4 protein-coding genes are annotated in these 13134 nt (G+C 40.3%); all 4 read left to right on the top strand.

The features are described 5' to 3' along the window. Positions 1-165: 165 nt before the first annotated feature. The 4 genes from R2Q66_RS23215 to R2Q66_RS23200 all read left to right on the top strand — a co-directional run bounded on the left by R2Q66_RS23215 (position 166) and on the right by R2Q66_RS23200 (position 13125). Positions 166-1359, top strand: coding sequence for a M20 family metallopeptidase (locus tag R2Q66_RS23215; protein ID WP_316753721.1), 1194 nt, complete (start codon positions 166-168; stop codon positions 1357-1359). A gap of 260 nt (positions 1360-1619) precedes the next feature. After that, a complete protein-coding gene (locus R2Q66_RS23210) occupies positions 1620-2081 on the top strand; it encodes a hypothetical protein (protein ID WP_316753720.1) in 462 nt (153 codons plus the stop codon). A 108-nt stretch (positions 2082-2189) separates the two neighbouring features. Continuing rightward, the gene (locus R2Q66_RS23205) at positions 2190-3605 is read left to right on the top strand and encodes a hypothetical protein (protein WP_316753717.1); all 1416 of its coding nucleotides are present in this window, start codon (positions 2190-2192) and stop codon (positions 3603-3605) included. 10 nt (positions 3606-3615) lie between these two features. Beyond that, the gene (locus tag R2Q66_RS23200) at positions 3616-13125 is read left to right on the top strand and encodes a hypothetical protein (protein WP_316753715.1); all 9510 of its coding nucleotides are present in this window, start codon (positions 3616-3618) and stop codon (positions 13123-13125) included. The last annotated feature ends 9 nt before the right edge of the window (positions 13126-13134 follow it).

Below are 13134 nucleotides of genomic sequence, written 5' to 3'. Positions count from 1 at the left end.
GACTACAACAGTCCCATTTTTTTAAAACTTTAACCGGTTTACTAATGCAAACAAGGCTTTTCCAGATAATTTATAAGAGTAAAAGAGTATTGCTAATTCTGGTTATAGTTTTCTCCAGATACTCTTTCAAATGAGAAATATTCCCTACACCAAACAACGGCTAGAATGGAACCATATCAACTAGAAAAATTGATCAAAATCAGAAGAACTTTACATCAGAACCCAGAACTTGGCTATCTGGAAAATGAAACTTCGACGTTAGTTAAAAAAGAACTAGAAAGACTTGGAATCCCCTTCGAATCTTCTATAGGAACCGGAATTATAGCAACTTTAAGCAAAGGTAGCGGGCCGAGGATACTTTTGAGAGCAGATATGGACGCCCTTCCAATCACTGAGGATACCCAATTAAGCTTCTCTTCAAAGACCAATGGGGTCATGCATGCATGCGGTCATGATCTACATGTAACAATACTACTAGGTACAGCACAACTACTCAAAGAAAGAGATTACGAAGGAACAGTTATCTTTGTTTTTCAGCCCTCAGAAGAAGGTAATTCAAACGATCCATTCACAACCGATAATAAAGAGAAAAAATCAGGAGGTCAGAGAATAGCAGAAAGTGGGATATTGAGTAATGTTAAAACGGCCTTAGGACTGCATGTACACCCGTTACTAAAAACGGGTAGTGTGGCTTTTTGCTTAGATGAAGCCTTGGCAGCAACCTGTTTTTTTACAATTGATATTATTGGGAAGGCTGGTCATGCTGCATTCCCACATTTGACGATAGATCCCGTTTACATAGCAAGTAAAATTATTTTAGATTCCTACTCATTAATATCAAGATATGTGGATCCAAGCGAGCGTAAGGTACTGACCTTTACTGATGTAAGTATAGGCAATAAAGATCATATTCTTCAAAACCCTGAAAATGTAATTTCTGGCTTCGCAAAAATCAGCGGAACCATACGCGCCCTTAATGGGGATATATTAAAACTGATTCAAGAAAAACTTAAACTATTGATAAAAGGCATTGAACTTTCTGATAGTGCTGAAATTTCTATTAACTATACTTTGAACTACCCAAGTCTAAAAAATGACAAAAAGGTGCATGAAAAACTAATGCCAGTACTCAAACAGATATTTTCTGAAGAAAGAATTATAGAGGAACAACCGATTATGGGCGGTGAAGATTTTGCTTTCTATTCTCAAAAAACAAAGTCTATGTTCTACTTTTTAGGTGCAAACGACGGCAATAATAAATTTTTTCTGCATCATCCAAAAGTAGTCTTTGATGAAAAATGCATTGACTATGGAGTAGAACTTTTGACAAGTGCAGCTCAAGCCTTAATGAAGGAATAATTTAAAAACATCATTTTTGTTAATCACTTACACTATACTATTGACAATCAAAATATTACTATTTAATTTTATATGACACCAATGCGATTTTTTTCAACGAGCTAAAAATAACTGGTAGTTATAATAATTTTCCACTGGAAATCAGGGATCTTATTAACACCTTTCTTAATACTGTAAAAAACCGGCACCGAAATGATTCATTTCAACATTAATTAGCATAAAAAACTATTAACATATTTATATTCACTAGATCTTTCACTATGAACAATGCAGTCCAAATCCTCATCGTGTTTCTTTTTTCTTTCGGCTGCCTGGCTTATCTCTATGGTATATTTAAAGCTTGCTGGATTTCTTTGCAAAAAACACCAAATGTTGCTGACATGCCAATATTTCTATCTAGCATTATTACCAGCATTGGTGCTGTATTAGCTACTAATCTTGGGGCCGTACTCGGTATAGCAATTACCAACCTGACATCAGAATTCACCGAAGCAGCTCTTCTTCGCCCCTTCGCTATTTTTTCAGATCCAAGTATTACGACAGTACAGATAACGGCGTGCTACATCTATATTCTGACTTTAGCAGGTACATCGGTAGTTTGGGCCTTCAAAAAATTCACCACTAATCCGACGGAAGTGGTTTCGACCATACCCGAGCTCACCAAAACATTTCTCGGTGTTATTGTCGGAGTTTTTGCGGTTATTCTCGCCAAGAAAAATTAGTCCAGTTTTATCTAAAAAAAAGTTGAACAACAATTATCAAATGTAACGAAACTAACAATGGCCGACTTGCCATTACACTAAATATCCAGTTTACCTAAGCTTGATTTTATGCTAAGAAAAATTTTACTTATTCTGGTATTGTTAAACTTAACAAACCTGTTAAAAACCAAAGCGCAATGTAACTACCGAATAAAGGAATTCAATTCGGTCGCCTATCTCGTGCCGCCTGGAAAAAGCTTTAGGATACGGAAAAATTTTGTGTTACCAAATAGGTTTAGTATACAGGAAATAAAGATAGCAGGACTATCGACAAATTATAAAAAATCGATTTCAAATATTAATGCGGCGACATACCGCCACCTAAAGGCAATAAAAAATGACCCTCCACCTCCGTCTGCGTTGGGGTCTAAATTACAATTAAATAATGATTACGGAGAGCTTTATTACAATACGACGAATATTTGGATCTATTTGAATTTCAAACAAATATTTTCGAATATAAAGAATGAAAATGACGATTCGCTTTCGTTAAAATTTACTGCAATTGCGATAAATATGTTGCTGGCCATCCAATCTATTGAAGACAAGAATTGGAACCCCAGCATTGCTCAAAACATAGTTGAAAAAGCCTTTGAGATGATCCCATCTCCTCAGATAGCTGTTAATGCCAGATACGGATACATACAGACGGCGAATTATTCGCTTCTGCCGCTGAATCCGGCAATTCACTTGCGGGTCGATCACTCTGTAATTGTCGATTCCCGGAAAAATCCTGACGTTACTTACGTTCAATATTACCTCGACAGTCTTAAAAATTTAATTAATAATGTTGATTCTACAAAAGCGCTGAAGACTGTCAATATCACTTTATCCAGGTCATTTTTGGATCAGGTGATGCAAAAGAACCAATACCGCTATGAATGGAGCGGGCAAAGTATTGTTTCTTTTTCAAAAATAAGATTTGGTGATAAAGAAGTCTTTTTTAAGTTTGACTCTTTTATAAGCCCTTTAACCCCTCGGGACGGCACCAGACTTCCAACTAATAGTTATCCGGATGCCCACAGGCGCTTATTATCCTCCAGTATTGACCCCGAATTCACTAGCGAGATCTCAAATAGCCATTACCTGTTCCTGTTCCAGAAATTCCTAAGGGAAAATAATTCCAATTCGTTTTTCGGGACAGATATGGAAGATTGTTGCCGGCCTGACCGGGTCAGATGTAATTCCCTGATCTTTTTCAGAGACGATCTGAACTTACTTACCGAAAATTTTCAGGATTGCAACTCGCTTACTAATTACGCTGTCTACGGCGAGCGAAGCCCTATTGTGCCTGTGATCCCTGTTTCTATAGGGACGGGCACACAATATTTTCCAATAGGTTCTACAATTGATGAACTGATCAGCAAGCATTACATTTCCCGGAATTTTAAACTCAGCCGCCTGTATAATGGCCGTTTAACAAACGTCAATTCAAAAAACGGCGACATTGTTCTACTTTCAGGCGATAACTTAATTAACAAATAATTTTAAAGCTATGATATTTAACCGGGTAGCAAACACAAACTTTTTTGAGCCGACAACAGGCAACTTTGATTTTGTAAAATTATATTTGTACCAGGTTGGCCAACCACTGGATACGATTACTTTCAATGATGAATTTCTTAATAAAAATAAGAAATTCATTCTTTGCCTTATAAAGGAAGATACCAATATATCGGTAATTGATACTAAAAAGCTTGACAAAATGTTCAGTGGTTCTGCCTTTACCGGATACTTTCTTTGGCTCGACAGCTGTCAATCAATAAATGACGATAACTATTTTATCAGAAAGCGTTTCATAGGTATCACCAACCAGCGGGTTTCCAGTTCGCCCCGCCTCGATCCGGCATTGACTGCAGGCAATATCACTGAATATATTTTCCGGCTCGATGGGTTCAAAGGAAAATCAATCAGTATTGCCGCCGACAAATTAATTTTTGATTCGCAAAATGCCCTTACTTTAAAAATCAACAAGGGGGCCGTCAGCCTCAGTAATGTAACGATAGACCTAGTCGCGGGCTCTCCTACCAAGGGCGCTCTCCAGATTCAAGCTACGTTCGACAATTCTAAAAAATCATCATTCCCGGTAAAAATGGGGTACCTGTCGCAGGCAAAGATCGATAATGATGACAACGAACCTTTTGTAACTTATGACCTTTTTACCCGGGATAATCTGGACAAAGCAGCCCTAAACGCGACTTATTTTCCCTTTGAAAATATCCTTAAAAATGACGGCACCTATCACAGCAAGTTTGAAATAACAAAACCTGGGGCTTTCAGTAATTTCATAGACTACACTGGCAACAACTACTCACTCCACCCTGATACACCCACGATCGATTTGTTTTTTAGCAGGGTTGGAATGGAGGCGGGTCAACCAGGCCTGGATAAAATGCTGCTCCGTCCCATTGGCAGTATTATATTGAATAACCAGACACATGCAAGACACTTACTTCTGGGTAACTCTGGAACTGAGTCGCTTAAACATGAAAGCCCGAAAATCGGGATCGAATTTGTCGATTCACTTCAAGTTGTCGTTGACGAAGCCAATTTAAAAATGCAGAATCATACGGAAGGTGGGCAGGCTTCTTTGGTGAAGATTTCCGAACACTGCATCTATAATCTTGATGCTGAAAAATCTCCGCTTTTTAACAATAAACCGCAGGGCGTTGCGGAAGTTCTACTGACTGGCCCATCCAGAGTTGAAACACTATATCAACCCATTTCTGTCTCAACGCGTTCTTCAGACATTGCACTTCCTACCATTCCTACCTTAGGCTTTAATGGCGACAAATCGCTGATTGAATTTGAAAAAGTGTTCAGCAAACTCAGGCTGGACGCGAACCTGGCTGCCGGGCCGCCGCCTGTGTCGTTATTGAATGATAAAGGGCTTTTTGTAACCCCTCAGGGCTTTTTAAGGGCGGACAAAGACCTGGACTTTATCAAAAAGCCCACGAACAAGGACAATACATTTCAGTTTCGTGTAAGCGGAGTTACTTTAAGATCTGATTTCAACGTATCTATTACCAAGGATGATGTATTTTTCGTACTGACACCGGATATGTTGATCAAACAATCGGAATCGATAAGCATTTTTTTTAACATAAGGGGATTCAATGTAGATATTAAAAGTTTTATAGAAGCCAGTGTTGATTACGAAAACTGTCAGTATTTAATATTTAAATATAGCCGTCATAGTTTCGCTGAACTGCTGGATGATGCCGGAAAATGGAGTAATTATGGTACATACAAGCCTAAAGACGCGCAAAAGCTTCAGGCAGCTATAAAAGCAAGAACAGATTTTCCAAATACCTTGGACTATAATTATTTTAACAACACGATTAAAAATGATCCGAATTGGAATGGTGTGATCTTGTTAAATGTCGCGATAGCAGATGGTGTACCAGCGGTTTTTAATGGACTTAAAGCTTCTCAAACAAGTGATCCGTCATATAAACCGCCGCATCCCTCAGATCCGCCAAAACTAATTCTTAAAACTAAACTTAAATTCCAATATGTCGCGTTCTCGGTAAACAGAACAGCTGTTCAGAATGGTGCGATCGATATCAGTAACTCTTCCTATTACGCCCTCATCGACTTTGATGTTATAGATAAACCCGGAGGAAGATCTGACGACTACCATGTTGTCTCTAAGCACTTTGCAGATGAAATAGATAAAAAAATAGATATCCAGAGCCCCCCATTTATACTATCCAAGCTTTTGGTAAGGTTCGAAAGTTCCCAGATCAAAAACTTTGTATCCTATGCCTTTTTACAGGTACCGCAAATATTTGAAAACAACATCACATTCGACGATTTTCCTCTTTCTCACACGACCGCAACAGGATATGATTCCAAACCAAATCTAATCCGGTTGAAAGGGAACTACCAAAAAAACAGCGCGGGAGATGATGAATTTAATTTTGAAGCAGAAACCAAATCAAAGATCACTTTCGATGACGGTAATATTTTAAAGGATATCGCTGTTTCGAAAATTGCTTTCGGGTACGCCAAAGATGAAAACGAATTCAGATTTGATATCGACGCGAAGGCAGATCTGGGATCTTGGGCAAACAATGAGTTAATATCGATAAAAGAGCTTTCCTTTCAAAATATAGGGTTCAAATTTGGCCTCGATCTTACCTTACCAATACCAAAGTTTGACCTGTCCAAGTTACTGGTATTTCCTTCTATCGATTTTGACGGAGGCGGATTTTTGAGCAGCTTCCCGATTAAATTTAGTCATTTTGAAGTCTTTAAATTAAAAAGAAAAGGAGCCGGAACAGGCAGCGCCGATGCCGATATAAATTTCGACTATTTTCAGCTTCCCGGATTTAAAATGCCCGACATTAAGGTTGGAATTTCCATTAGCCTGTTTTCTTTTATTTTTGACTTTGACCTTGGTACTCTAGGCAGTCTTGCAGGATTGAGTTCACTTAAAGGTCAGTTTTTGGTCGGATGGTCGCCAAAAGGTGGTTTCAGCCTTGGTTTTAAGCTTAACGGACCAAGCATGAACGGCGTGCATATCGATTTGTTCGGAGCATTGAAGCTTGATATTCATGAGCTTAATTACGGCAAATTTAAACCAACTGGGTCAACTGCCTGCAACGCTTATTTTTTACGGTTGGTTAATGCCCGTATCACCATTCTCGGGATGCAACTACCATCTGACGACTCAGTCTTCAACGGGATTCTTTTCGCTCAACCCGGCTCAAAGCTAGCGTGGCTGATCAATTACGACAATAATGACGCCGCAGGTAAACTCGTGCTTGGCCTTGGTCAACGCGTTGGACCTGTAGCGCTGGAAAGTGTTAAAAACACAGTAGATTCTATAAAGGGTATCAAGGACGTGTTCAAAAGCAATCTTAAAGACGCAGATCTGTGTTCGGGCACCATTCCCCTTCCTTACCAGCCGCAGCGAAACTGGCTTATTGCCTCTGAGTCGGTACTTCCGGACGAATGGCCTGTCGACCTGAAATTCATTTTCAACGACCCATCTCTTTATGGCCTGTATATCGGATTTAAAGGCACATTTTTGACCGGCTTCAGCATCGATATACTTTATAAAAAAGTGTCCGACAGCATCGGCGTGTATGCCGTAGATATCCAGCTTCCTGATGAACTCAGGAATCATGAACTAGGCGGAGCCTTTATCAAGCTGCCGAATATCGGGCTGGAAATATATACCAACGGAGACTGGAAAGTGGATATCGGGTTTCCAAAAAACGGAAATGACTGGTCCCGGTCCGGTTTTATTCAACTTAGAACGGCACCTCCATTTGTGGGATGGTTCGGATTCTATATGATGAGGTCACGCATAGCCTCGCTTACCTTATTCAAGGGTTATATCACCGACAAGTACTCCCTTGACCGGCTCAATATCATACAGGCCGGCTTCGCGTTTCGTGTCGGCATTGGCGTTTATTACAGTGAAGGCCCTTTTTATGTCGGTGCTTCTATTTCTGTCTACAGCGTAATGGAAGGAGCATTCGCTTTCGAGAAAAAAAGTGGCCTGAGCCAAATGATGCCGGACCATTTTGCAGTCCTCGGACGGGTTGGCGCGATAGCAGAACTAGTCGGCTATGTTGACTTCGGTATAATTAAAGCTTCTGTCTATATTTCTTTACGTGCAGAGTTCGGGTTATTGTTAGTTTACCTAAGCAGGGACATGGCCCCCGATACTTCCGTTGGTTTTCCGGGCCGGTCCAAAGGGCTTCAACCGGTAATTGTTTATATCGAGGGAGAAGTGGTGGTAGAAATATCGATCAAGATCGGTTGTATAGAAATTCACTTGCACTTTGGCGCCTATGTTAGGTTCCAATATGCTATCGGCGGAAATGGCGGTAACTCTAAACTATCTTTATTGAAATCCAATCCAAAAGCTTTACAACCGGGCTTAACTGATGCTGAAAATGTACTTTCCCTCGACATCAAAGGGATACAGGATATTCCGATGATATATATACCCGGATTTTCAAAAGTCCGCGAAAGCAACAGTGAACAGTTATTGTTGATACACTCTTTTGTAATACCTTTTTTCGGAAAAACAGGATCGGTTACCGATAAAACGGTAAAATTCAGCGATATGAACTTGTTGAAGGATAAAATCATTCTTCCATTTTTTAGTGAGCTTTTAGCCTTCCTTAAAACCAGCAATATTGTTGATTACGATAAATATGACACGATCAGGGGCGTCCTCTTGAATGGTTACTGTACACAACTCTCAGCTGGAAATAATGTGGACACAAAAATCAATATCAACATTCCGAACTATCAGCCCACCTTTATTTGCGGGATCAATTCACCAGACGAAACCGTAGTTAAAAAAATCCTCAAGTCCTATTTCTACTTTGCAGACGGAGAGATAAAAAATGGGGTACCTGACTTTTCTATAAATGCCGCGTACAATGATTCATTAATGGTAATTCCGGCGCCTATAACCGGAAAGATAAAAGTTGTTGACGCGGATGGAAAGAGGCTGGACGGCGATGCGGCCAGCTTTAAAATAAAAATTGAAGAACTCATTACAGATAGCTCCGGAAATCCTTTAAAAGAAAAAGAAATAAAACCTTTGCCGAAATTTGATGATCCGATGCTGAGCATTATCGAAGGGTTTTATGACGACTATAAAACACAATTTGTCAACAGGGACAGTGAAGATAAAAATTTCAAGGAAGCGAACAGGGACCTGAGGACAGCAATCATTGTTCCCGAATTTTTTAAATTGATTTGTTTACTCACGCTGGAAACCTTCTACAATGAGGCCAATCCTAAATCAAAATATGCTGGCCACTTTAATCCATCCATCGCTCTCGATGGGAACGGGCGACTGTCCACAGGCGAATTCGGGCCCTGGAACCCGAATGATCGTTTAGCAGACATCGCCGGTCAATTGAATTATTTCTATAATTCAGGTCTCCGCCTGCCTGAAACGACAAGGCCTGCTACAAGTTCAATATTTAGCATCCTTGAACAGCAGGATGTCATCAAGTCCAAACAAGCACCACCTCCGGACTTAAGCAAAGTGAAAATATCCCTCAAAGGCATTGATATCACAAAAGACGTGTTCATCAATGACGCCGCGAAAAAAGCAATGGTGGATTTTGTCAGCGGCTTTGATTCAAGCTTTTCTTTAGACACCTTGAAAAACAGCTTCGATCCTTTGAATTTTAAACGGCCTTTCAGCACGCTGCCGGTTACCTTAGGTGTCCAGGACAGTAAGGTTGTTCTAAAAGATGCCTCCGCCCCGGTACTAAAATATTTCGCGTTACCAGCCAAACTCGCCAGTCACGGAACTAAAGGTGACACCTATAAGTTCAACCTTAATTACACCAGTGCCAAAGACCAGACAATCGCGGCTGATGGACGCAGGATCGACACCATTGACTTTACGACAAATACTGGTCAAACTGATATACCTGTTTTAAAAGGTATGACCATATGTTTAAATATTGAATTAAAAATTAATTTGATCAAAGATGGCAGCGGACTACCGACACAAGTTGTGGAAATTGTTAATGTAACGGCAGAGGACCTGAACCTGCTGACTGTTTTATATTCCGAAAACGGATCTGACAAATTCAACAATATAGATGTCTTCCATAAAACTGATCCAAGAAAAGACGACCCAAATCAAATCTCCGAACTCATTAAACTGGCTTTAAACAGGTCTACTTTGCTGAAAGCAAATCTTTCCCCCAGAACTTCGCCACCGATAATTAATACTACCGCGCTATTCAAACGCGATTTAAATGACCTTCCGTACTGGGCAGATTCTGATGATCCGGACAAGAGTAATTTTATCAGATTATTGTGGGAATCAGCGAGCACGAACAATGGGGGCTATTATTTATTTTTAGACCAGCCGGTTGACGCAAATTCGGTTTTAGGAAAAGCTACTACGCCACAAACGGTAATCCTGACGTTTGAACTACAAAACCCGGATAGTTTCCCTTATTATTTTAACGGGATCAAATTCATTAAGAATGATGATAACAAAAGCTACTACGAAACTATCTGTAACGGCCTGATGAACAAGGACCATTACCTGTACCTTGATAGTTTGGCCATGAACAACATCCCGGTTTCAGAGTACCATTCAATGATGCCTGCTCATACATTTGGATTTGGAATATCCCGGAACACGCCGGTAAATTATTATGAAAATTATTTACCGCTTGAATTCGGACTGAAAAACTCAACAACTGGTACTGATGTTTTAACAACCGACAAAGTTTTACCGATCATGCCAACCTCTCCGGTGAGTGCAAGCGGAAAAATTCAGTATGCCCACATTTCACCATTAAAAATCGCCGATAAGACAAATATTTCCGGCGATCAGAATTTGAAAAGGTATTCATGTGTTGGAAATACATTCGACCTGACAGTAAGTTTACGGGACGTATTTGGCTACCGGACAACATTCGCCGGGCAGTCGGTCGCTAACCGGGCTTATACTCATTATTATTTCGACAAGATAATTCCTGTAGATTCCTGGCCGATCATCAAATTTTCCTATTGGTACGACAGCTTCAATTTGACCCGGATATTCTTTAACATTGCAGCAAAATGCGACATATTAAGCATATTGGACCTTGCTGGAATTGCTAAGCTCGACACTACGTTACCAGGTGGCGTCCAAGCGAAGAAATATAAATATCAGCCTGGCGACCCTATCGCCGATGCAGGTGACATTGAATTGCTGATAAACGTCATTCCGGGCGTTTTAAACCAGCTTTATACAATAAACGCCCAGCTGAATGATCCGAAACTTTTTGTCACCATCAACGAAAGAGATGCCACCTTACAGAAGGGCCTGTGGGCAGCAAAAATCAAGGAAATATCCGACAAGTTACATTTGTTGAGTGTGAAGGTCAATGATAAATTGATAATGCCTGCGGCCATAACTGATCTGCCACCCATTTCAACCGGCATCGATCTTAAGGACTCCCTTAAAAACAGATTGGAAATTAATATTGTATTAAAAAGGCAGGCGGTAAATGCGATTCACAACGCTCCCGACGATCTTTTTGAAACATTACCGGGCGATGTATTAGTTTCAAAATTGCAGGTAGCCAACATATGGGAATATGAAAGTGTGTTAGCCGTGTCCACGGCGGTGCAGATGGTAAATTCAGATCTGTCGAGACCTAACGAATCAGGTCCGAATGACCTAAATAAAGCAATAAAAACTGCTACAAATAAATATTGTTTAGGTATTTCTTCCGAAACTTCGAAAGGAATAGCTTCCGGCGCTAAGGTTATTTATATTGTTAATAGTGAAAAGCTCAGCAATATAAAAGCGGTGGACGTCAGCTCCTCGCCAGATAAGGCCTTTATTGATAAAACCTACTTTGGTTTAAAACCATTTAGTAAGAATCTTTGGTCTGGGAGCTATAGCCCGTCTATTCCGGCCCCGGAAGAAATATTTTCTAACGTTGACCTTGATAAGTCCTTGTCCCGGGTCCTTACGCAAATGGAGACATTATTGCAGCCTAACAATTTCCCAAAAGATTTAAGCGGTACCGGAGGAACCGACTTTAAAAGTGTCTTTAATAGTTTGGCGACTTCGAAAAATCTTGTGGTTCGCAAGCTACTGATGAATTACGTTGACTGGGTACTCTCCAGCCGTGCCCCGTCAGAAGAAATGAAGAATGAACTGCGTGACCTTGTACTCAATAATTTAAGTAATTTCTACAATTATGACGGCATTATATGGACCTCACTCACTGGCGCGGAGTTCCTGCCGGCTGACCACCGCTTGCTGATCAGCTTCGGAGAAAACGATCCAGCGGTTGTACAAAACACAGCTTACAAGTTATTTTCTTCTAAGATCAACAAAGACAATCAATGGTATATTCTATTTGATCAAATTGACAAAACCTCCAAAGCGATAAATTTTGATGTTAAACCCCATGTAACACATATTGAATTCAATGTGAAGCCAGGGATCAATTCAGACGTCGAACAATCGAACTGGATCGAGCTTGTCGAACCAGTACCTCTTGCAGAAAAATACCAAGTGCAAAACTGGCACAAAATTACAAGGGAATTTCCAGCAAAACCCGTCATTAAAATGCACCGGGCGCAGCAAAAATACGCTGACAATGCTCCTGAAGTCCGGAACTGGGTCATGGCCAACATGGGTCTATGGAACTACGAGCTGGAAATCGCTGATAATTATGGTGAAGACGACATGATCTATGTGGAACTTCTAATTACGTCTAATTTGGCAAAGCTCGCTGCGCTTGACGATATAGAAGTACTTAATGGCATGTTTGCTTACTGGTCCTCGAAGATCAATGCAGCAGGCGCTGTCACAAATGGCATTATGATATGGAAAGACTTCATTTCTGATATCAATGCTCAGTTGAAAAAAACGAGCCTCCTACAAAAAAGTTTTGCTCAGGATCAAACCATTTATTCATTTAAACTTATAAAAAATGCATCCAAATGGACATTAAAAAGCAATCCTTCTTTTGTGCAGTTCCCGGGCAACCAGGCATCGTCCGATACGCCCCATGTAATTTGCGGGCCGTTTGATGTATTCAAGCCCAAAGACCGGGAAATATCTGTCATGCCTTCAGTAAAAGTTTACAGGAATTTTTTTGATAATGTTAACGACAGTTTCATCTACGAAACCGAGACCGTCCAGCCGACTGACGCAGCAACCCCGCACATTAAGTACTTTTCGCCTATAAAGCTGGCAGGAAATTTCGCTGATATGGTTTTTAAGAACATCCCGGCGGTTCCCTTCAAATCCCATGCGAAATACCTGGTCCGAACAGATCCTGATTTCGGAAAAGATAACGCGCATAAAACATTGCCATTGATCCCTGTTAAGCAGATCGAGTGCGATTCAGGATTAACTTTATCGGTCGTTGATGATATTTTCAAAGGTTATTGTAACGGCTATCAGGCGTTCGCGGTCACTATGTATTCTGCGTCCGGAAATCAGGATGATGATCAGCCTGTATTTTATGCCGATACAATTTATAAAAAATAATAATCAAAA

The organism is Pedobacter gandavensis, from assembly GCF_032677645.1.
Lineage (GTDB): Bacteria > Bacteroidota > Bacteroidia > Sphingobacteriales > Sphingobacteriaceae > Pedobacter > Pedobacter gandavensis_A.
Note: the sequence above shows the minus strand (reverse complement) of the source record. Positions and strands in the feature narration are given on the sequence as shown.

Coding starts and splice junctions, on each gene's coding strand:
- R2Q66_RS23215 (WP_316753721.1), top strand. CDS start 166: ATGGAACCATATCAACTAGAAAAATTGATCAAAATCAGAAGAACTTTA.
- R2Q66_RS23205 (WP_316753717.1), top strand. CDS start 2,190: ATGCTAAGAAAAATTTTACTTATTCTGGTATTGTTAAACTTAACAAAC.
- R2Q66_RS23210 (WP_316753720.1), top strand. CDS start 1,620: ATGAACAATGCAGTCCAAATCCTCATCGTGTTTCTTTTTTCTTTCGGC.
- R2Q66_RS23200 (WP_316753715.1), top strand. CDS start 3,616: ATGATATTTAACCGGGTAGCAAACACAAACTTTTTTGAGCCGACAACA.